The sequence below is a fragment of the Ectothiorhodospira variabilis genome (assembly GCF_022227625.1).
Lineage (GTDB): Bacteria > Pseudomonadota > Gammaproteobacteria > Ectothiorhodospirales > Ectothiorhodospiraceae > Ectothiorhodospira > Ectothiorhodospira haloalkaliphila.
The window spans coordinates 19,663-40,415 of sequence record NZ_JAJNAO010000019.1 but is presented as its reverse complement, the minus strand read 5'-3'; the positions used below and the strand labels follow the sequence as shown (position 1 = coordinate 40,415).

General features: G+C 65.3%; 16 protein-coding genes. 7 read left to right on the top strand and 9 right to left on the bottom strand.

All coding sequences use genetic code 11. The features are described 5' to 3' along the window. Positions 1-489: 489 nt before the first annotated feature. Both LPW30_RS14195 and LPW30_RS14190 read left to right on the top strand, forming a co-directional pair. The gene (locus tag LPW30_RS14195) at positions 490-2,592 is read left to right on the top strand and encodes an adenosylcobalamin-dependent ribonucleoside-diphosphate reductase (protein ID WP_239681166.1); all 2,103 of its coding nucleotides are present in this window, start codon (positions 490-492) and stop codon (positions 2,590-2,592) included. Positions 2,593-2,609: 17 nt separating this feature from the next. Continuing rightward, positions 2,610-3,377: a TSCPD domain-containing protein gene (locus tag LPW30_RS14190; RefSeq protein ID WP_239681165.1), complete on the top strand. Its 768-nt coding sequence runs from the start codon at positions 2,610-2,612 to the stop codon at positions 3,375-3,377. Here LPW30_RS14190 and LPW30_RS14185 read toward each other — a convergent pair. The 9 genes from LPW30_RS14185 to LPW30_RS14145 form a co-directional block, all read right to left on the bottom strand. Beyond that, positions 3,349-5,955 carry a DUF2339 domain-containing protein gene (locus LPW30_RS14185; RefSeq protein ID WP_239681164.1) on the bottom strand — a complete coding sequence of 869 codons (2,607 nt, stop codon included), beginning with the start codon at positions 5,953-5,955 and terminating at the stop codon, positions 3,349-3,351. The genes LPW30_RS14190 and LPW30_RS14185 overlap by 29 nt on opposite strands. A 37-nt stretch (positions 5,956-5,992) precedes the next feature. Further along, a complete protein-coding gene (gene glk / locus LPW30_RS14180; protein WP_239681163.1) occupies positions 5,993-7,018 on the bottom strand; it encodes a glucokinase in 1,026 nt (341 codons plus the stop codon). A 261-nt stretch (positions 7,019-7,279) separates the two neighbouring features. Beyond that, a complete protein-coding gene (tal, locus tag LPW30_RS14175; protein ID WP_239681162.1) occupies positions 7,280-8,404 on the bottom strand; it encodes a transaldolase in 1,125 nt (374 codons plus the stop codon). 48 nt (positions 8,405-8,452) lie between these two features. Next, on the bottom strand, positions 8,453-9,247 hold the full coding sequence (gene rsmA, locus LPW30_RS14170) for a 16S rRNA (adenine(1518)-N(6)/adenine(1519)-N(6))-dimethyltransferase RsmA (protein WP_239681161.1): 795 nt from the start codon (positions 9,245-9,247) through the stop codon (positions 8,453-8,455). A 14-nt stretch (positions 9,248-9,261) separates the two neighbouring features. Further along, entirely contained in the window at positions 9,262-9,591 is a 330-nt protein-coding gene (locus tag LPW30_RS14165; protein WP_025280718.1) for a DUF4156 domain-containing protein, read from the bottom strand. Positions 9,592-9,645: 54 nt separating this feature from the next. After that, positions 9,646-10,662, bottom strand: coding sequence for a 4-hydroxythreonine-4-phosphate dehydrogenase PdxA (pdxA, locus tag LPW30_RS14160; protein WP_239681160.1), 1,017 nt, complete (start codon positions 10,660-10,662; stop codon positions 9,646-9,648). After that, positions 10,662-12,029 (bottom strand): peptidylprolyl isomerase, encoded by a 1,368-nt coding sequence (locus LPW30_RS14155; RefSeq protein ID WP_239681159.1) that lies wholly within the window; start codon positions 12,027-12,029, stop codon positions 10,662-10,664. The genes pdxA and LPW30_RS14155 overlap by 1 nt, the downstream gene beginning before the upstream one ends. Further along, positions 12,013-14,193, bottom strand: coding sequence for an LPS-assembly protein LptD (locus LPW30_RS14150; RefSeq protein ID WP_239681158.1), 2,181 nt, complete (start codon positions 14,191-14,193; stop codon positions 12,013-12,015). The genes LPW30_RS14155 and LPW30_RS14150 overlap by 17 nt, the downstream gene beginning before the upstream one ends. A gap of 76 nt (positions 14,194-14,269) precedes the next feature. After that, complete coding sequence (locus LPW30_RS14145) at positions 14,270-14,932, bottom strand: adenylate kinase (protein WP_025280722.1); 663 nt, start codon at positions 14,930-14,932, stop codon at positions 14,270-14,272. 177 nt (positions 14,933-15,109) lie between these two features. Here LPW30_RS14145 and ppa point away from each other — a divergent pair, with 177 nt between their 5' ends. The 5 genes from ppa to LPW30_RS14120 all read left to right on the top strand — a co-directional run bounded on the left by ppa (position 15,110) and on the right by LPW30_RS14120 (position 20,699). Further along, a complete protein-coding gene (gene ppa, locus LPW30_RS14140) occupies positions 15,110-15,643 on the top strand; it encodes an inorganic diphosphatase (RefSeq protein WP_025280723.1) in 534 nt (177 codons plus the stop codon). Between the two features lie 121 nt (positions 15,644-15,764). Then, positions 15,765-17,612 carry a penicillin-binding protein 2 gene (gene mrdA / locus LPW30_RS14135; RefSeq protein ID WP_239681157.1) on the top strand — a complete coding sequence of 616 codons (1,848 nt, stop codon included), beginning with the start codon at positions 15,765-15,767 and terminating at the stop codon, positions 17,610-17,612. Next, positions 17,612-18,730, top strand: a complete 1,119-nt coding sequence (gene rodA, locus LPW30_RS14130; protein WP_025280725.1) for a rod shape-determining protein RodA — start codon at positions 17,612-17,614, stop codon at positions 18,728-18,730. Before mrdA ends, rodA begins: the two co-directional genes overlap by 1 nt. Before the next feature lie 29 nt (positions 18,731-18,759). Then, the gene (mltB, locus tag LPW30_RS14125; RefSeq protein ID WP_420796972.1) at positions 18,760-19,818 is read left to right on the top strand and encodes a lytic murein transglycosylase B; all 1,059 of its coding nucleotides are present in this window, start codon (positions 18,760-18,762) and stop codon (positions 19,816-19,818) included. After that, the gene (locus tag LPW30_RS14120) at positions 19,815-20,699 is read left to right on the top strand and encodes a septal ring lytic transglycosylase RlpA family protein (protein WP_239681155.1); all 885 of its coding nucleotides are present in this window, start codon (positions 19,815-19,817) and stop codon (positions 20,697-20,699) included. Before mltB ends, LPW30_RS14120 begins: the two co-directional genes overlap by 4 nt. Positions 20,700-20,753 lie beyond the last annotated feature (54 nt).

Here is a 20,753-nt window from a genome sequence, read left to right as displayed (position 1 = left end):
CCCGCCGGGGGGGGGGGGGGGGGGCCCCCCCCCCCCCCCCCAGGACCGGCAAAGTGCCTCCCCCGCCCCCTCATCCCCAGCCCTTCTCCCCCTCGGGGGAGAAGGGGGTATTTGTAGCTGAACCTTGATTCCTTCACGTTGACCTGCATGATTTGGCCCCGATCGTCGGGGCCATCCTGTCCCTGACATCTCTCCCGCGGTTGCCGACCGTTCGTCGGCTGGCCGAAAAAATTATCCGCCCCGACCAAACCCCTGGAACCCCGCATCCCAGGCCCGTTTCGGTGTCCCGCACCTCTCCCGCACCTCCCCAGAGGCGCCTTTGAGCGCTTGAAATCCTTTCCGCAACTGCCTAAGCTTCGATCGCCTCACATCCATGATGTTGTGTTCTGGTTAATCCTCAACCACAACAGATAGTAGAAAAAGGATCCCGCCACCATGAAATCCCAGTCCAGCCAGGCCCTTGCAACCGTTGTCTCAAGGGAGGTCCCCATGCAGCCCGCCTCCATGGATATCTGGGACAAGAAATACCGTCTCAAGACCCGCACTGGTGAGGACCTGGACCCCACCATCGACGACACCTGGAAGCGTGTCGCCCGCGCCCTGGCCGACGTGGAGGCCGAGCCGGCCCTGCGCGAGACCTGGTACGAGCGCTTCCTCTGGGCCCTGCGCCTGGGGGCCATCCCGGCCGGGCGCATCATCGCCAACGCCGGTGCCTGGGCACACAAGCCCGCCACCTCCACCATCAACTGCACGGTGTCCGGCTCCATCCACGACTCCATGGACGATATCCTGGAAAAGCTCCACGAGGCGGGCCTCACCCTCAAGGCCGGCAGCGGCATCGGTTACGACTTCTCCACCCTGCGCCCCCGGGGTGCCTATGTCTCCGGCGCCGGCGCCTACACCTCCGGCCCCCTGTCGTTCATGGAGATCTACGACAAGATGTGCTTCACCGTCTCCTCCGCCGGGGGGCGGCGCGGTGCGCAGATGGGCACCTTCGACATCGGCCATCCGGATGTACAGGACTTCATCCGCGCCAAGCGCACCGACGGTTGCCTGCGCCAGTTCAACCTGTCGCTGCTGATCACCGCCGACTTCATGGAGGCCGTGAAGAACGATGCCCAGTGGCCGCTGGCCTTCCCCCTGGGCCCCCAGGAGGCCGAACAGGACGACATCGACCTGAACGATCCCGCTCAGGTCCTGTGGCGCGACTGGCCGGTGGACAACGACTACATCACCAACGACGAAGGTCTGGTGGCCTGCCGCATCTACAAGATGCTGCCGGCCCGCAACCTGTGGAACATGGTGATGACCTCCACCTACGACTATGCCGAGCCGGGCTTCGTGCTCATCGACAAGGTCAACGAGATGAACAACAACTGGTGGTGCGAGCAGATCCGCGCCACCAACCCCTGTGGCGAGCAGCCCCTGCCACCCTATGGTGCCTGCCTGCTGGGCTCCATCAACCTGACCCGCTTCGTGCAGGATCCCTTCACCGATCAGGCCCGCTTCGACATGGAGACCTTCCGCGAGGTGGTGGCCGTCTTCACCCGCATGCTGGACAACGTGGTGGAGATCAACGGCCTGCCGCTGCCGGAGCAACGCGAGGAGATCACCCGCAAGCGCCGCCACGGCATGGGCTACCTGGGGCTGGGCTCCGCCATCACCATGCTGGGCATGAAATACGGCGACGAGGGTTCCCTGGCCTTCACCGAGGAGGTCACCCGCGAGATGGCCCTGGCCGGCTGGCGCGCCGGGCTGGAACTGGCCCGGGAAAAGGGGCCGGCCCCCATCATGGACGAGGAATTCCAGGTGACCCCGGCCATGCTGCGCTTGCGTCCGGAGCTGGAAAAGGACGGCATCCAGGTGGGCGACACCCTCAAGGGTCGGGTGCTGCATGCCCGCTACAGCCGCTACATGCAGCGGGTGGCCCAGGCGGACCCCGAACTGGTGGAGGCCCTGGCCGAGGAGGGGTGTCGCTTCACTCACCACAGCTCCATCGCCCCCACGGGGACCATCTCCCTGTCCCTGGCCAACAACGCCAGTAACGGCATCGAGCCCTCGTTCGCCCATCACTACGCCCGCAACATCATCCGTTCGGGCCGCAAGACCAAGGAAAAGGTGGACGTGTTCTCCTACGAGCTGCTGGCCTACCGGGAACTGGTGAACGCCAGGGCCATGCCGTATTCCGAGGAGCCGGGCGCCCAGTTGCCCGAGTACTTCATCACGGCCGACGACATCACGCCCAAGTCCCATGTGGATGTGCAGGCAGCGGCGCAGAAATGGATCGACTCCTCCATCTCCAAGACCGCCAACGTGCCCACGGACTACCGCTTCGAGGACTTCAAGGACATCTACCGCTACGCCTACGAGCAGGGGCTGAAGGGCTGCACCACCTTCCGCTTCAACCCGGAGGCCTTCCAGGGCGTGCTGGTCAAGGAAAAGGATCTGGAAAACACCACCTACCGGTTCGTGCTGGAAGATGGCAGCGTCGTGCTGGCCAAGGGCAACGAGGAAGTGCAATACGACGGCGAGACCCACAACGCCGCCAATCTCTACGAGGCCCTGAAGGAAGGGTACTACGGCAAATTCTGAATCAGGGGCACAGGCACATGAGCATCAAGATTGACAAACCGATCGTGGATTTCGGAATCTGGCGGGAGGAATCCGCCGAGGAGAGCGCTGCCCAGGCCGGCGCCCCCACGGAATCGTCCGCCCCGCCGGCGGCGCCCAGCGCGCCCGCCCCGGCCCCCGTGCAGCCCGCCCAGGGCTCCGGTAAGGTGGTGCACATGCACGAGAAGCTGGAACGGCCCGAGATGTTGCTCGGGTCCACCTACAAGTTGAAGACGCCGTTGTCGGAGCACGCCCTGTACGTGACCATCAACGACGTGATCCTGAACCCGGGCACGGAGCATGAGTTGCGCCGGCCCTTCGAGATCTTCATCAACTCCAAGAACATGGACCACTTCCAGTGGATCGTGGCGCTCACCCGGATCATCTCGGCGGTGTTCCGCAAGGGCGGGGACGTGACCTTCCTGGTGGAGGAACTGCGCTCGGTGTTCGATCCCCGCGGCGGCTATTTCAAGAAGGGCGGCAAGTACATGCCCTCTCTGGTGGCCGAGATCGGCGACGCCATCGAGAGCCACATGCGCATGATCGGCCTGATCAAGGACGACGGCCTGGACGAACACCAGCGCCGCCTGGTGGAGGAAAAGCGCGCCCAGTACGAAGAAAGCGTGCACCAGGCCAGTGACGACCCCCAGGCCCGGGAAAGCTTCCCCCCCGGCGCCCAGCTCTGCGGCAAGTGTCACACCCAGGCCGTGGTCGTCATGGACAACTGCCTCACCTGCCTCAATTGCGGGGATAGCAAGTGCGGTTGAGCCATTGCCGGTGAAGCCAGGCCAGGGCCAGCAGTGACAGGCCCAGGCCCATGAACGAGGCGACGCGCCACAGGCCATCCAGCCCCGCCATGTCCACCAGGAACAGCTTGGCGATCACCAGCGTCAGCAGGGCCATGCCGGCCCGATAGACCCCCTGAAGGCGCCACAGGCTGCCGGCCAGCAGGCCGGCAGCCGCCATCACCAGCCAGACGGCCGAATAGGTGTACAGTTCCCCCGGCCCGGTGGATAGCCACAGCGACACATCCCCCTGCCACAGGTGACGCACCTGCAGGCTCGCAAACAGCCAGAACCCCACGCCGGCCACCGCCAGGGCCACGGGCCGTGCGTGCGGGGCATGCTTCCAGGCCACCCACAGGGCCATGAGGACCGGTGCCCCGTAAGCCAGCAAGAGCAGATTGGCGATGGGGCGGGCAGAGACCGCTTCGGCGCTCCAGAGGGGGTTGAGCACCGTCACTGCCAGGGCATAGCTGCCCGCCGCCAGGGCCAGCAAAACCCACGAGCATACCCGATAAAGCCCCGCCAGGGCCTCATCACGGCCCGCCCGATACCAGTACACCATCGCCAGCGTCGCCCACAGGGTGGTGTTGATGGCCGCCTCGGTGAGGCTGTAATGATCGATGAAGATATCGCCGTCATGCAGCCAGTAACGCACCTCCGCACCCAGGGTGAGCACCAGCAAATGCAGGGTGCCGGCCTCCAGCCAGCGCTGCAGGGACGGGCGGCTGCGGCTCTGCCAGGCGGCCAGGGCGCAGAACAGCGTGGCACCGCCGCCGGTCCAGAGCGACCAGTGCACATCCGGTGGGTAGTTGAGCACCCAGGGGTTGAGAGTCAGACGGGCCACCACCAGCAGCAGGATCCCCTTGATGATGAACTCCAGCCAGGGCAGTGGGTAGCGCTTGCGCAGCCAGGCCAGGGTCAGCAGGGGCGCGGCCAGGGCCAGGGTGAGGCCGGCCTCCCGGAAGTACACGGCCGCCGACAGGGCGTAGGCCAGATGGCCCGCCAGCACGAACCACAGGGCAATGACATCGCCTGCCTGGCGTTGAAGACGTCGGGCAGCCACGGCGCCGTAGATCATGCCGGCGATCAACAGGGTCATGGCCCAGCCGGCGTGCGGGTCCATGCGGCTGACCAGCAGCCAGCCCAGGGCCACCCAGGCCAGTGGTGCGATCAGGGCCAGGGACATCCAGGCATGGGAAAAGCCGCGATGTTTCAGGTGTAGCAAGGCCAGGCCGGCGTAGAGCAGGCCCATGGCGCCGGCGAACTGCAGGAAGGGTATCTCCAGGTCGGATGCAAGCCCCCGTAGCTGGTACTGGTCCGCCAGCAGGTTGAGGGTCATGGCGCTGGCGAGCCAGGCCAGCCACTGTATGCCCAGGCTCAGCCAGGGCAGGGCCTGCAGTTCCGCACGCCGCCAGGCAGCCAGGGTGAGGATCACCACCAGGGGTGCCCACTGGACCAGTGCCTGGGTGTCGAACCCCTGGCGATGAATGGATGCCCCCCAGGCCAGGGTGATCAGCAGCAGCGTCAGGGCCTGCGGGCCCCATCGACGCCCCATCAGCGAGACATGCCCACCGACCATCCCCGCAGGGCGCGGGCGAGGCTTCCAAGGCAGCCATTGATGGCGCGGGATGGCGACCACGGCGTAGGCGAGGGCAGCCAGGTAAAGACCGCGTAACCCGTCCCCATCGGGGGTGGTCATGGATAACATCCACCAGCCCAGGGCTCCGGCGACGATCCCCCACCACAGCCAGGGGCGAAAGATCCTTCGCAGCAGCCAAAGCCCACTGGCGGTGATGATCAGGCTGTAGATCAGGGGGATGGCGATGTCACCACTGCCGTCGCTCACAAGCAGTGGCACCACGAAGGCGCCGAGCAAGCCGATGGCCGCCAGTATCGGGCCATGGAGCAGGGCCTGGGCCATGGTCAGCAGCGACACCAGGGCCAGCAGGACAAAGATGATGCCGGGGTCCAGCAGTGCATAGAGGTGCAGCGCTGCCAGCAGGGCTCCGTACAGGGTGATGCTGGCAGCGCCCGCCAGGGCGGCCAGGGACGGGTCATGGCCTCTGCGTTGCCGCAGCCACTCGGCCAGCACGTGGAGTGCCAGACCCGTGACCAGGGCCAGGATCACCCGACCCCATGGGCCAAGAAGACCGGCATCGATGCTGTACTTGACCATGAAGATCCCGGCCAGGCTCACGCACAGACCACCGAGCCAGACCATCCAGTGGCTGAGCAGGTGTTGCAGCCAGGCGGGGCGCTTCCATGGGTGAGGCAGGTCCGGTGGATCCTTGGCGGGCTGATCCGGCAGACTGATGGGAATGTCGTCGGAAGGGGGGGAGGCTGCTACCGGGGTCCGGGTATCTTCCACGCGGGTGGGGGAGTCGGTGGCCGTGCCCCGGTAGGCTTCCCCGGCTTGCCGCTCCGAAGAGGCCAGTATCCGTTCAAGTTGAGCGATGCGGGACTTGAGTGCCCGCTGTTGGAACAGGATCCACCAGCCCAGCAAACCTCCGACCAGGGCCGCCAGCACCAACAGACTGAGCAGGATGGAGATGACCTGCATGCCGGCTAAGCGGTCACGACCCGAAAAGGGTAGGGGTTCATGAGCGCCAGGCCGCCCCGTCCAACCCTCGACACAGGCTGGCCGCATGGCGGGCAGCCCCCAGCAGGCCGGCGTCGGTATCGCCGATCACCTGAACCGGCATGCGTTCCAACAGGTGGGTCATGGGGGGCTTGCTGCGAAAGGCTTCGATGAAGCCACCCTCGCGCATCCGTGGCAGCAGCCGCGGGGCGATGCCGCCGGCGATGAAGACACCGCCGAAGGGCAAGCAGCCCAGCGCCAGATCGCCGGTCTGGCCGCCATAAACGGCCAGGAACAGGTCCATGGCCTCCACTGCCACGGGGTCGCTGCCCTCCAGGGCCAGTTGGGAAATCACCGGAGCGGGGTCGTCCCCTTCCAGGGCCTGACTCAGGGTCTGCCCCGGCGATTGGCCCTGGGCCACCAGAAAACCGGCCACGCGCCCCAGCCCCCGGCCACTCAGCAGGTGTTCACGACTGCAGCGCCCGTCCAGGTCCGTCACGTACTGCCACAGGCGGTCCTGGGCGGCATTGGCCGGTGCGAAGTCCGCATGTCCGCTCTCCGTAGGCAGAACCTGAAGGGGCTGCCCGGGCGGCACGATGCAGACTCCCAGGCCAGTCCCTGCTCCGACGACCAGACGTACCCCGTCGGGTTCGGCCCGCCCGGCCTGCAGGGTATGCAGTGCTTCGGCGGGCAGGTCGTCCAGGCTGTGGCCGATGCCTTCGAAATCATTGAGCAGGGCCACCCGGGGGATGCCAAGATCCTGTGCCAGTCGGGTCGACTCCAGTTCCCAGGGCAGGTTGGTGAGTCGCGCCCGTTCCACCCCCTGAGCGCGCACCACCGGCCCGGCCAGGGCAAAGCAGGCGGCATCGATCTCCTCGTTGGGAAGCCCGGCATCACTCAGGAAGGCCTGCGCCATGGGGGCAAGGTCCGGGTAATCGGCGCTGGCATATCGCTCCCGCGCCAGCGCTGTCAGCCGACCATCAGAAACATCAGCCAGCATCAGCAGCGTTTTGGTCCCACCGATGTCGCCTGCCAGGATCTTCATCGCATCACCTGCCGGTAAAGGGCTCAGCACCCATGATGAAGGAACCTGCAGAAAGGGGACAGCCCCCTTTCACCTGCAGAGGGGGGCGGGCCCTTGCGGGAGCGGGCCTTGCCCGCGAAGGCGGTGGGCAGATGGCCTGATTTGGATGCTGTTGTCGCAGCACATCGCCGGCCAGGTCGGCTCCCACAGGGAGCCGGGGGGGGCTTGGGGGGAAAGGGGGCCGCTCCCTATTGCCGGGAGGAAGGTCCTGCCCTGGAGGAATCAGGCGGTCAGGCGGGCGCGCTTGTCTTCCAGGCCCTGCATCAGGTGATCGAAGGCCTTGGCGAAGGCTTCGATCCCTTCGCTTTCCAGGCGGTCGGTCACGCTTTCCAGGTCGATGCCCAGGTCGGGCAGGCCCTGGATCAGGGCGCGGGATTGCTCCAGGTCGGTGGCCAGGGTGGGCTCGGCGTGGCCATGGTCGCGGAAGGCATCGTAGGTGGCCGGGGGCAGGGTGTTCACCGTGTCCTCGCCGATCAGGGATTCCACATAGAGCACGTCGCTGTAGGTAGGGTTCTTGGTGCCGGTGCTGGCCCACAGCAGGCGCTGGGGACGGGCGCCGGCGGCCTTGAGGCGCTGCCAGCGGTCGCTTTGTGTGACTTCCAGGAAGTGGGCATAGGCCAGCTTGGCATTGGCAATGGCCAGGCGGCCCTGCATGTGCTCCACCGGCCGGCCCTCGCGGATGCGTTCCTCCAGCATGTCGTCCAGGGCGGTATCCACCCGACTCACGAAGAAGCTGGCCACCGAGGCCAGGCGATCCACCGCCAGGCCCTGTTCCATGCGCGCCTCCAGGCCCTTGAGATAGGCCTCCAGCACGGCCTCGTAACGGGCCACCGAGAACAGCAGGGTCACATTCACGCTCACGCCCCGGGCAGTGAGCTGCTCGATGGCGGCCAGCCCCGGCAGGGTGCCGGGCACCTTGATCATCAGGTTGGGACGATCCACCCGGGCGGCTAGGTCCAGGGCCTCGCGCACGGTGCCTTCGGTGTCGAAGGCCAGGTCCGGTGACACCTCCAGACTGACGAAGCCATCCTGGCCCCCGGTCCGGTCATGGGTGGCACGGAAAGCGTCGGCGGCGGCCTGGAGATCCTCGATGGCCAGACGGTAGAACAGGGCGGGGGTGCTGATGTCCGGATCTGCCGCCAGGGCCTGGCGGATGCCATCATCATAGAGATCGCTGCCGGTGATGGCCTTGTCGAAGATGGCCGGGTTGGAGGTGAGGCCGCCCAGGCCGTCCTCGCGAATCAGCCGGTCCAGTTCGCCGGATGCCATCAGGTCCTTGCGGATGTAGTCATACCAGACGCTCTGGCCCAGGTCACGCAAACGCAGCAAAGGGTTCTGTTCGCCCATGTGATTCTGTCCTCGCCCACGGCGGAGAAAAGCGTTCAGTGTAACGTGTTAGTCGGGGAGGTCGCCAGCGGTGTCGGCGACGCTATCGGCGATGCGCACGAAGGCCTCCACCGACAGGGTCTCGGGCCGATGCGATGGGTCGATGCCCGCGGCCTCGATCTGCTCCACCAGGGCCAGCCCCTGCAGGGCGTTGCGCAGGGTCTTGCGTCGCCGGGTGAAGGCCTGCTGCACCAGCCGGGCAAACAGGTGTTCGTCCCTGGCTGGATGGGGCAGGGTCTCGTAGGGGGTGAGACGCACCACGGCGGAGTCCACCTTGGGTGGCGGGCGGAAGGCCCCGGGACCCACATGGAACAGGGGCTCGGCGCGGCAGCGATATTGCACCATGATGCCCAGGCGCCCATAGGCGGCGGTGCCGGGGCCGGCGGTGAGCCGCTCCACCACCTCCTTTTGCAGCAGAAAATGCATGTCGCGGATCTGCGCGGCCTGATCCAGCAGGTGAAAGATCAGCGGCGTGGAGATGTTGTACGGCAGGTTGCCCACCACCCGCAGGGGCCGGGGCCACGGGATGCTGTCCAGGGCAAAGCGCAGGGCGTCGGCCTCATGCACGGTGATGGTGCCGGGTGGGCCCAGGGTGTGCAGGTGGGGGATCAGGTCCCGGTCCAGTTCCACCACGTGCAGGTGATCCAGGCGTTCCAGCAGGAGGCCGGTGATGGCCCCAAGGCCGGGACCGATCTCCACCAGGGTGTCATCACGGCGGGGGGCGATGGCCCCGACGATGCGCTGGATGACGCCGGGGTCGTGCAGGAAGTGCTGGCCGAAACGTTTGCGGGGGGCGTGATTCAAGAGGGGTTATCCGGTCATTGCAGGCAGCGGTAGACGTCATAGGTGCGTCTGCCGTCGATGATCTCGCCGCGGGGCACCACGGTGTCCCCGCCCATGTCGGCGGCGGCATTGCGGGCGGCGTGTTCCAGTTCCTGTTCTATGCGTTCGGGTGGGCGCTTGAGGAAGCCGATGCGCTCGGCCATGGAGGCGGTGGTGCTGCCCAGACGCTCGCAGTCGGCCACCCGGTCGGCGGGAACCACCCGGGTTTCCTGGGCCTCGGGGGTGAGTTTCACGAAGGTGCAACCGGTGGACAGCAAGGCGGCACCCACCAGGGTGAGGGCGATCAGGCGCGGGGCGCGGTTCATGGCTGGCTCCTTTGCATGGGGCAGGGTTTCAATGTCATGGGGCGGTTCGTTCCACTACGGCGCTACGTTGCCGTGACGGGCGTGGACCATATGAATGGCGGTGGCCAGGGCCTCATGCAGGCTGCCCCCTTCGGCCTGGCCGGTACCGGCCAGGTCCAGCGCCGTGCCATGGTCCACCGAGGTGCGGATGATGGGCAGGCCCAGGGTGATGTTCACGGCGCCGCCGAAACCGGCATGCTTGAGCACTGGCAGACCCTGGTCATGATACATGGCCAGTACTGCATCGGCATGACGCAGGTGCCGCTGGGTGAACAGGGTGTCGGCGGGCAGGGGGCCGGTCAGGTTCATGCCTTCGCCACGCAGTCGCTCCAGCACCGGTGTGATCACACGGATTTCCTCATCGCCCAGGTGCCCGCCCTCGCCGGCATGGGGGTTGAGGCCGCAGACCAGGATGCGCGGCGTCTCCAGGGCGAATTTGTTCCTGAGATCCGCATGCAGCACGCGCAGCACCGTCTCCAGGCGCTCGGGGGTGATGGCCTGGGCCACCCGGGACAGGGGCAGGTGGGTGGTGACCAGGGCCACCCGCAGGGTACCGGCGGTGAGCATCATCACGGGCATGGAGGCCCGGCAGCGCTCGGCCAGGAACTCGGTGTGGCCGGTGAAGGGGATACCTGCCTCGTTGATGACGCCCTTGTGCACCGGTCCGGTGACCAGCGCATCAAACACTCCTTCAAGGCAGCCGTCTGCGGCCTGGGTGAGGGTGTCCAGCACGTATCGGGCGTTGGCCGGGTTCAGTGTGCCGGGGATCACTGGTTCGGCCACGGTGCAGCCTTTCCACAGATGCAGTTGCCCCGGTGCGTTGGCCTGGGGGGGCTGGTCAGGATCCAGCGGGGTGAGCGTGAGATGTATCCCCAATTGCTCGGCCCGATCCAGCAGAACCTGTGGGTCGCCCAGCACCACCCGCTGCGCAGAGCAGGGCTCCCGGCTGAGCATGGCCACCAGGTCGGGACCAATCCCGGCGGGCTCGCCGGGTGTGATGGCAATGCGGGGAATCGCCTGGGCCAGGCTCATCAGCGGGCCTGCTGGTTCAGGCCGCGATCCACCGCTGCAACATCATCCAGGCGCATCTCCACGTAGGATTCGTCCCGCAGGCGGCGCAGCCAGATCTCCAGTTCGTCATCCCGCTTGCGGTCGCGAATGATTTCCCGGGCCTGGGAACGCATCAACTCGCGGGAGCTGTCATGGCTGCGGCGGTCCTCCACCTGGAGGATGTGCCAGCCAAAGCGGGTGCGGAAAGGCTCACTCACCGAACCGGGCTCGGTGCGGCTCATCACCTGTTCGAACTGGGGCACCATGTCGCCAGGGTCGGTCCAGCCCAGGTCACCACCGCGCAGGGCACTGCCACGATCGTCGGAATGGGCCCGGGCCAGTTCCGCAAAATCGGCCCCATCCTCAATGCGGTTGCGCAGGGAGCGAATGCGATCGTGGGCCTCCCGGTCGCTGACCACTTCGCTTGGGGTGATCAGGATATGGCGTACCCGGGTTTGCTGGATCAGGCTGCGGCTGCCGGCACGCCGATCGGCCAGCTTGACGATATGAAATCCCGAGGGGGAGCGGATCACCTCGCTCACATCCCCCTCCCGCATGAGCACCACGTGCCGGGAGAACAGGGTGGGGACCTGATTGGCATTGCGCCAGCCCAGATCCCCGCCTTCCAGCGCCTGCTGTCCCTGGGATTCGCGTAGTGCCAGTTGGGTGAAGTCGGCGCCCTCGGCGGCCTCTTCGCGGATGCGTTCGGCCCGCTGCCGGGTCTCCCGAATCTGTTCCGGGGTGGCCCCCTCGGGCAGGGACACCAGCAGGTGCAGCAGGCGATATTCCACATCCCGGTCGATGGCGCCGCTTTCGCTGGCGATCAGGTCGTCGATCTCCTGTTCGCTCACCTGGATACGGCTGTCCACCTGTCGCCGGTGCAATTGGGCGATGGCCATTTCATCGCGGATCTGTTCCCTGAAGGCGCGAAAATCGATGCCATCTGCCACCAGCCGGTCGCGGAACTGGCCCAGGGTCATGCCGTTTTCCCGGGCGATGTTCTCGATGGCATTGTTCAGGCTGATGTCATCGATACGGATGCCGATGCGGCGTGCCTCCTGCAGTTGCAGACGCTCCAGTACCAGCCGGTCCAGCACCGGGCGTACCAGTGCGTTCGACGGTGGGGCCCGGCCGTCCCGGGCGGCCAGCTGGCGCTGGATGGTCTGGATGCGCTCGAACAATTCGCTGTGCATGATCACATCCTCTTCCGCGACGGCCACGATGCGGTCCAGAAGGCGGCCATCCTCGTCCAGAGGCACCACCCCGGGGTGGTTGTTGCCGCCCTGGGACAGGGCCACGCCCGGGAAGGCCACAAGCCCCATGAGCAGGATGCTAATAATCGTCTTCATAACCCAGTATGCCTTCACTCAGGAGTTCTCCCAGCCCGGTGCCCAGGCTGCCCAGACCCTTGAGGATCAGTTGAAAGTAGATGCCTTCATTGTATTCGCCCTGCACGCCATCGGTCAGATAACGCCGGGCCACCACCCGCGCACCCCAGCAGCAGCTGTTGTACTCCAGACCCGCCAGGATCTCCAGATCCCGATGGTCTTCCAGGCTGTAAGCCCATCGCCCTACCGCATCCCAACGCTTGGACAGGGGCCAGGCGAAGGAGAGATCGGTCTGTTCCAGGCGATCCTCCTGGAACCGATAGCCCAGGTTGGCCACTCGATTGCCGTCCTGCCGGTATTGCAGTTGAGCGGTGCGGCGCTCGGTTTGTTCCCGATGCGGGTCCCATTGGGTCGTGCCACGCACATTCCAGTAGCGATCCGGCCGCCAGGCGGCCTCGGCCACGATGGAGGAACTGTCCTGGGTGCGGGGGGTATCCTCCGGTCGCAGCCGCACGCGCTGGTCGTCGAAATACTGGATCTGCCCCAGGCTTACACGGAAACGTTCGATACCGCTGCTCGCATCCACCACCCGGCTGGTGAGGGCGGTAGTGAGTTGGTTGGCGTTGGCTACCCGGTCCGGGCCGCTGAAGCTTTCGTCGCGGAACAGCTGGTCAAAGCTGAAACCGTATTCGGAGGTATCGAACCGGGGGATATCATCCTGGTCCCGGTAAGGGGTGTAGCGGTAGAACACCCGGGGCTCCAGGGTCTGGAAGCGATCTCCTTGCAGGGGGCGATCGAAGAACAGCCCCCCGTCCACGCTGGCGATGGGCACGTCCCGCTGCAACTGACTGTCGGCACCGGACGGTTGTCCCTCCAGGTCGTAGTGGGTGAGACGATACCGCACGCGGGGGGTCAGAAACCAGGCCGCGCCCTGCAGGGGCAGGCTGGCCTCGGGCATGATGTCGGTGCGCTGCCCGGTCACACTGTCGCGCCGGTCAAAGCTCACCCATTCCGCACGCATGCCCAGGTCGATGCCATGGGTGGCCCGCGGCCAATCTCCACGGTAAAGCAGTTGTGGCAGGCGTTTATAGGGCCGGTCCGGGCCGACAATGTTGTCGTCCACGGTCTGGTAATCCTCTACTCGAGCCAGCAGATTCCAGTTGCTGGCCTGGTAGCTCAGGTCGGCGCGCCGCTCCAGGTGCGTGGTGCTGGTGTCATCCAGGGAACTGCCGAAATCCGACAGGTAATCCGCATCGGATACATCCGTGCCCCGGGTGTGCAGACGCAGCCGGGAGGTGGGACGCCATTCCTGATCCCAGGTGAACCAGCTGCGGTCATCCCCGTACACTTCGTCATCCTGAAGGTATTCCAGATCGAAGCGCCCCACGGAGCTACCCGACATGTGTCGATACTGGCTGCCCAGCATGATGCCTCGACGGCCCAGGTAACGCGGGGCCAGGATGGCGTCCCGGTTGGGAGCCAGGTTGAAGTAGTAGGGAATCTCCACGTCCAGGCCGGTGGAATCGGCATTGCCGATGCTGGGCAGCAGCAATCCCGTCTGGCGCCGGTCGTCGATGGGGAAGTTGATCCAGGGGGTGTACAGCAGCGGCACCCGATGAAAGCGCAGCAGCACATTACGGGCCGTGCCCCGGCCGCTATCCTGGTTCAGGTCAACCCGGCTGGCGGTGAGCTGCCAGTCCTGGCGGCCCGGGTCGCAGGTGGTGTAGCTGGCGTCGCTGAGCCGGAACCGGTCGGGTCCGCGTGGTTCGATGGCGCTCGCCTTGCCCCGGGCGTGCCGGGGCCGGAAGAAGTATTCCACCTCCTTGAAGCGTCCTTCCTCGGAATCCAGATAGAGGTGGCCGGCGCTGCTTTCGAAGCTCAGGCCGGCCTTGTCCTCAAAGGTGACGTTGCCCATGGCCTCCAGGTAATTCCGGGCGTGTTCGTACTCGAAGCGATCGGCGGTGAAGATGCGCGTGCCCTCGAAGACCTCCACGTTCCCCTCCAGTCTTGAGATGCCGTCACGGTCAAGGAAGGCCCGATCGGCCTCGAAGCGCAGTCGACCGTCATCGGCGTGGGAGATCTCTGGGGCAGGGGGATGGTAATCGCACAGGGCCCATTCATCCGCCAGGGCGGGCGTGACGGCGACACTGGCACACAATATCAAGGAGGGGGCGTGTCGGTACACGATGGCGAGTCCGATCAGCGGGAGTGAAATCCGGCGCCGTTCCCTCGGCACCGGCGAAGTCCGGGTCTCAGGGCCTTCAGGCCTTCGGGCCACCCACGGACTCGAGCACCTTGGAGACCTCCTTGAAGATGTCCTCGATCTCGCCCTCACCCTTCACGGTGTGCAGCAGGCTTTTGTCTCCGTAGTATTGCACCAGAGGCTCGGTCTGGGCCTGATAGACCTTCAGGCGACTGCCGATGGTCTCTTCGTTGTCATCGGAGCGATGCTTGAGTTCACCACCGCACAGATCGCAGACGCCTTCCTGGCGGGGGGGGTGAGTGTAGCTGTTGAACACGGCACCGCAGGAGGCGCAGGTGAGGCGACCGGTGAGGCGCTGCATCAGGCTCTCGAAGTCCACGTGGATGAGCACGGCGGCATCCAGGGGCTGGCCCAGGTCGCTGAGCATGTCGTCCAGGCTGCCGGCCTGGTTGAGGTTGCGAGGGAAGCCGTCCAGGATGTACCCGCGCTGGGTGTCCGGCATGGCCAGCCGCTCGCGGATCATGCCCAGTACCACGTCGTCTGTGACCAGTTCGCCAGCGTCCATGGCGGCCTTCGCCTGCTGACCCAGAGGTGTGCCTGCGGATACCGCGGCGCGCAGCAGGTCGCCGGTGGAGATCTGCGGGACCTTGTAACGTTCCATGATCAGTTTGGACTGGGTTCCCTTGCCGGAACCGGGAGCCCCCAACAGGACGATACGCATGGTATTTCCCCTTTAGCTTAGAGCTTGTTTTAAGCGATTTATTCAAGACAATAGGCCGAGACTTATACCTGCTCCAGCTATTGGGGCGCAACCACCCCCACTGGATTCATGCTTTCCGCAGCGCGTCATGCCGTTATAATGCCGCGTCGGTTTACAACCCATCTGGAGTGAAGACACATGAATATAGACAATATTCCCGCTGGCAAGGACCTGCCCAATGATGTGAACGTGATCATCGAGATCCCGGCCCAGGCCTCGCCCGTCAAATATGAAGTGGACAAGGACAGCGGCGCCCTGGTGGTGGATCGCTTCATGGCCACGCCCATGTTCTATCCTTGCAACTATGGCTTCATCCCCCACACCCTGTCCGATGACGGCGACCCGGTGGACGTGCTGGTCCTGACCCCGCATCCGCTCCTGAGCGGCAGCGTGATCCGTTCCCGCCCAGTGGGCATGCTCAAGATGACGGACGAGGCGGGTGAAGATGCCAAGCTGCTGGCGGTGCCCGTGTCCAAGCTCTATCCTGAGTACGATCGCATTCAGGGGCCAGACGATGTGTCGCCCTTGCTGCTGGACCAGATCAAGCACTTCTTCGAGCACTATAAGGAACTGGAACCCAACAAATGGGTCAAGGTGGAAGGCTGGGAAGGCGTCGATGCCGCTCGCGCGGAGATCGAATCCTCCGTCAAGCGCTTCCAGCAAAAGGGCTGATTTGAACGGTTCCGTGGGGTGTGGCGTCCTGTGAAGGGCTGCGCGCCCCGCGCGAGTCGTGGGCCGGCGGCCCCGGTCCCGCACTCTTACTCCCGCACGTATCACCGGAATCAGCGAGTCCATGCCGGCGCGCCAACCCCTCAAGAATCACCACCAGGAAAAGAGGCTTTTCCTCGCCCGGGTCGTGATCCTGGTGGTGGTGGTCGCCCTGCTGTTCGGTATCCTCAGTGCGCGTTTGGGTCACTTGCAGGTGGCCAGCTATTCTCATTTTTCCACCCTGTCCCAGAACAATCGCGTGCGCCTGGAGGCCCTGCCGCCCCCCCGAGGTCTGATCTTCGACCGCAATGGTGTGGTGCTGGCGGAAAACCGCCCCGCCTATCAACTGGAGATCACCCCGGAGCAGGTGGAGGACATGGAGGACACCCTGGAGCGACTTGCCCAGGTGGTGAATCTGGAGGAGATGCATATCGAGCGGTTTCGCCGCATGCTGCGTGGCAAGCGTCCCTTCCAGGCGGTACCCCTGAAACTCAACCTCAGCGATGAGGAATTGGCCAACTTTGCCGTGAACCGGCATCGCTTCCCGGGGGTGGATGTGGAGGCGCGCGTCGCCCGACATTATCCCCAGGGTGCCTCACTGGCTCACGTGCTGGGCTATGTGGGGCGCATCGACGAGCGGGAACTGGCCCGTATCGATACTCGGCGCTATGCCGGCACCTCCCATATCGGCAAGCTCGGGGTTGAACGCTACTACGAGGACGAGCTCCACGGCCAGGTGGGCTTCCAGAAGGTGGAGGTGAATGCGCAGGGACGCACGCTTCGGGTCCTGGAGCGGGAGCCGGCCACGCCGGGACGCGACCTGGTGCTGAGCCTGGATGTGCGCCTGCAGCGGGCGGCGGAAGAGATCCTGGACGGCTATGCGGGCGCCATCGTGGCCATGGATCCGCGCAATGGCGAAGTGCTGGCCATGGTCAGCATGCCCAGTTTCGATCCCAACCTGTTCGTCCACGGCATCCCCCGGTCCGTCTTCCAGGAACTGCGCACCCATCGGCGCCAGCCCCTGTTCAACCGGGCGCTGTCCGGACAGTATCCGCCCGGCTCCACCCTCAAGCCCGTCGTGGGGCTGGCGGGTCTGGAGCACGGCATCACCACGGCCGAACGCACCATGTACACTCGGGGTTACTACACCCTGCCCAATGATTCCCGCCGCTACCGTGACTGGCGCTACCACGGCGCAGTGGATCTGGATCGGGCCATCGCCCAATCCTCCGACGTGTATTTCTACGATCTGGGCCACAAGATGGGCATTGATCGCATGTCCGAGTTTCTGGGGCTTTTTGGTCTTGGTCAGCGCACGGGCATCGATAGTACCGGCGAACGTCAGGGCCTGCTGCCCACCCGGGAATGGAAGCGTGCCACGCACAACCAGCCCTGGTATCCCGGCGAGACACTCATCACGGCGATCGGGCAGGGTTATATGCTCACCACGCCCCTGCAGCTGGCCTCCGTGACCAGCACTCTGGCCATGCGCGGCGAACGGGTACGCCCGCATTTGCTGCGGGGACGCATTCAGGGAGAGGGCGGGGAGCTGACCATCGACGAATCCCAGTACCTGCCCCCGGTACAGGTCAGCCGGCCTGAATTCTGGGATCAGGTGCTCGTGCCCATGGAGAACACCATGCACCGACCCCGAGGGACGGCATACAACACGGCGGGCCGGGATGCTGCCTACCGCATTGCCGGCAAGACCGGCACGTCCCAAGTGTTCGGGCTGGGGGAGGATGAGGAGTACGACGAGGAGCAGCTGGCCTTGCATCTGCACGATCATGCCCTGTTCATCGGCTACGCTCCGGCGGAGGATCCACGCATCGCCGTGGCGGTGATTGTCGAGCACGGGGGCAGCGGTGGCCGGGTGGCTGCCCCCATGGCCCGCAAGTTGATGGATTACTATCTCCTGGAGATGGATTCCTGATGTTTCATACGGCGGCTGCCGAGATCGGACTGGGGCGCCAGATCCTGCGCGCCCTGCACCTGGACCTGCCACTGCTGGGGGGCATCATCCTGTTGCTGTCCCTGGGCTTCGTGGTGCTCTATAGCGCCAGTGGCGAGAATATGGACATGCTGCACCGCCAGGGTGTCCGTGTTGCCCTGGCCTTCGGCGTGCTCATGCTGCTGGCGCAGATTCCCCATCATCATCTGCGCCAGTGGTCGCCCTGGGTGTATCTGGTGGGGGTGGTGCTGCTGATACTGGTGATGTTCTTCGGGGAGGTGGGCAAGGGGGCGCAGCGCTGGCTGGACCTGGGCCTCTTCCGCTTTCAGCCATCGGAATTCATGAAGCTGGCTGTGCCCATGATGGTGGCCTGGTACTTTGCCGATCGGCCACTTCCGCCGCGCCTGCGGGAGTTGATGGTGGCCGGTGTGGTGGTGGCCATCCCCGCGGCCCTGATCGCCCAGCAGCCGGATCTGGGTACGGCCCTGCTGGTGACCGGGGCGGGTCTGCTGGTGATCTTCCTGGCGGGCATCCGCTGGCGGGTGCTCCTGGGGCTGGGAGTGCTGGCCCTGAGTGCCGCCCCCTTGCTGTGGCATTTCATGCAGGACTACCAGCGCCGACGGGTACTCACCCTGCTCAATCCCGAGAGCGATCCCCTGGGGGCTGGTTACCACATCATTCAGTCCAAGATCGCCATCGGCTCGGGGGGGCTGTATGGCAAGGGCTGGCTCAATGGCACCCAGTCCCAGCTGGAGTTCCTGCCGGAGCGTTCCACCGACTTCATCTTTGCGGTGTACGCCGAGGAGTTCGGCCTGCTGGGTGTGCTGCTGCTCCTTGCCCTGTATCTGTTCGTGATTCTGCGGGGCCTGGCCATCGCCGTGCGCGCCCAGGACACCTACGCCCGCCTGCTGGCCGGCAGCCTGAGTCTGACGTTCTTCATCTACGTGTTCGTGAATACCGGTATGGTGATCGGCCTGTTGCCGGTGGTGGGGGTGCCGTTGCCCCTGTTCAGTTACGGTGGAACATCCCTGGTGACCCTGATGGCGGCATTCGGTATTCTCATGTCCATCAACTCCCATCGCAGACTGCTGGCCCGATGAACCTCCCCATGACCCCCCTGGTGACCCCGATGCGCGGCTCCTCAACAAGCCCGTTCCCTCGAGTGACGACAGCCCTCATGGGGCTCTGTCTCCTGTTTGCCCTCATGCCGGGTGTGGGCGATGCCTCGCCTCGCTTCACGGCGGGAGACCCCCCCTACCTGGAGCGAGAGGAGGTGCAGCGCTTCATCCAGGAACAGGTGGACGAGGGATTTGACGAGGATGAACTGCGCGCGCTGTTTGCCAACACCGACGGACTGCAGCGGGTGCTGGATCTGATCTCGGCGCCGGCCGAGGCCCGGCCCTGGAAGGACTATCGGCCCATTTTCCTCACCCGCCAGCGGATCGAGGCGGGGGTGCGTTTCTGGGAGGAACATGAAGCCACCCTGTTGCGGGCCCAGGAACGCTTCCGGGTGAACCCCGACATCATCGTTGCTATCATTGGCGTGGAGACCTTCTATGGTCGGCATGCCGGTGGCTTCCCGGTGTTCGATGCCCTGGTGACCCTGGGGTTTGATTACCCACCCCGGGCGGATTTCTTCCGCTCCGAGCTGGCCCACTACCTGCGGCTTGTGAGGGAGGAGGGGCTGGATCTGCTTGGTACCAAGGGCTCCTACGCCGGGGCCATGGGCCGGGGGCAGTTCATCTCCTCCAGCTACCGGGAATACGCCGTGGATTTCAACGGCGACGGGCGCCGGGATCTGCTCAATTCCTGGCCCGATGCCATCGGCAGCGTGGCCAACTATTTTCGGCGCCATGGCTGGTCCATGGGGGAGCCCGTGGTGGTGCGTGCCCAGGTGGAAGGTGACGACTACAAGGCACTGGTGAGCCGTCCTTACCGGGCCCGGCATAGCCTGGAAGATCTGGCGGAAAAGGGCATCAAGCCGGTGTCATCGGTGGATCCGGATGCCCGTTTTTCGGTGATTGAACTGGAGGCGGAGGAGGGTACCCAGGTCTGGCTTGGGTACGAGAACTTCTACGTGATCACCCGCTATAACCGCAGCCCCCTTTACGCCATGGCCGTGTACGAACTGGCCCGGGAAATCCGCGAGGCCCGGGAAGCCGAGCTGCGCCAGGGTGATGGTTCGTGAATCTTCCCGGGGTGGTGGGCGCGCTGCTGCTGGCCCTGGTGGCAGTGGGGCTGGCCGCCTGTGCTGGTCCGCGTGGACCCGTGTCCGGGGATGGTGCCCCGCATCCCCGGGAGGTGCCCGATCTGGCTGCCGTTGAGGAGCCCACGCCGCGGCCCGAGCCACCCAGTCGGTATGGTAATCCAGAGTCCTACGAAGTGTTCGGGAGGCGCTATTACACGCTGGCCTCGGCCGAGGGTTACCGGGAGCGTGGTATCGCCTCCTGGTATGGCACCAAGTTTCATGGTCGGCGCACCTCCAGTGGCGAACCCTATGACATGTACGCCATGACGGCGGCCCACACGGCGCTGCCACTGCCCACTTATGTGCGCGTCACCAATCTGGAGAATGGGCGTAGTGTGGTGGTGCGAGTGAATGACCGCGGGCCCTTTGTGAACAATCGCATCATCGACCTGTCCTATGCAGCAGCGCACCGGATCGACATGATCAATCAGGGCACGGCACGGGTGGAAGTGGAGGCCCTGGAGCCTTATCCGGCCTCCGGCAGGATGCAACAGGCGGCCACCCCCGCCGCGGTCGACAACGGTTCCGGTGAACATTGGCGGACACCCGCACCCCTGTTGCAGCCACTGCCTGCTCATGAGGCTCCCGGCGATGTCTTTGTGCAGGTGGGCGCGTTCGCCAGCCGCACCAACGCCGAGTTGCTGCAGGATCGCCTGCGGGCCCGGGGCCTCGGGCCTGTGGCCGTCACCGAAAGCCGGGTCGAGGATCGTCGTCTGTACCGGGTGCGCCTTGGCCCGAAGGCCGACGAGTCGCGGGCGGCCGAGGCGGGGCGCACCCTGGAGGCGATGGGCATCACGGACTTTCGTATCGTGACAGATTAAGTTGCGCCTGTGGGGATGCGTCCCGATCCACCCTGAAGTGTCTCCGGCATCCAG

Bases quoted from the DNA above. Each gene is read 5' to 3' on its own strand.
- glk (WP_239681163.1), bottom strand. From the start codon at position 7,018: ATGAAGATCCTGGCAGGCGACATCGGTGGGACCAAAACGCTGCTGATG.
- LPW30_RS14145 (WP_025280722.1), bottom strand. From the start codon at position 14,932: ATGCGTATCGTCCTGTTGGGGGCTCCCGGTTCCGGCAAGGGAACCCAG.
- rodA (WP_025280725.1), top strand. From the start codon at position 17,612: ATGTTTCATACGGCGGCTGCCGAGATCGGACTGGGGCGCCAGATCCTG.
- LPW30_RS14195 (WP_239681166.1), top strand. From the start codon at position 490: ATGCAGCCCGCCTCCATGGATATCTGGGACAAGAAATACCGTCTCAAG.
- LPW30_RS14155 (WP_239681159.1), bottom strand. From the start codon at position 12,029: ATGAAGACGATTATTAGCATCCTGCTCATGGGGCTTGTGGCCTTCCCG.
- LPW30_RS14190 (WP_239681165.1), top strand. From the start codon at position 2,610: ATGAGCATCAAGATTGACAAACCGATCGTGGATTTCGGAATCTGGCGG.
- LPW30_RS14185 (WP_239681164.1), bottom strand. From the start codon at position 5,955: ATGCAGGTCATCTCCATCCTGCTCAGTCTGTTGGTGCTGGCGGCCCTG.
- tal (WP_239681162.1), bottom strand. From the start codon at position 8,404: ATGGGCGAACAGAACCCTTTGCTGCGTTTGCGTGACCTGGGCCAGAGC.
- pdxA (WP_239681160.1), bottom strand. From the start codon at position 10,662: ATGAGCCTGGCCCAGGCGATTCCCCGCATTGCCATCACACCCGGCGAG.
- mltB (WP_420796972.1), top strand. From the start codon at position 18,760: ATGCGCGGCTCCTCAACAAGCCCGTTCCCTCGAGTGACGACAGCCCTC.
- ppa (WP_025280723.1), top strand. From the start codon at position 15,110: ATGAATATAGACAATATTCCCGCTGGCAAGGACCTGCCCAATGATGTG.
- LPW30_RS14165 (WP_025280718.1), bottom strand. From the start codon at position 9,591: ATGAACCGCGCCCCGCGCCTGATCGCCCTCACCCTGGTGGGTGCCGCC.
- mrdA (WP_239681157.1), top strand. From the start codon at position 15,765: ATGCCGGCGCGCCAACCCCTCAAGAATCACCACCAGGAAAAGAGGCTT.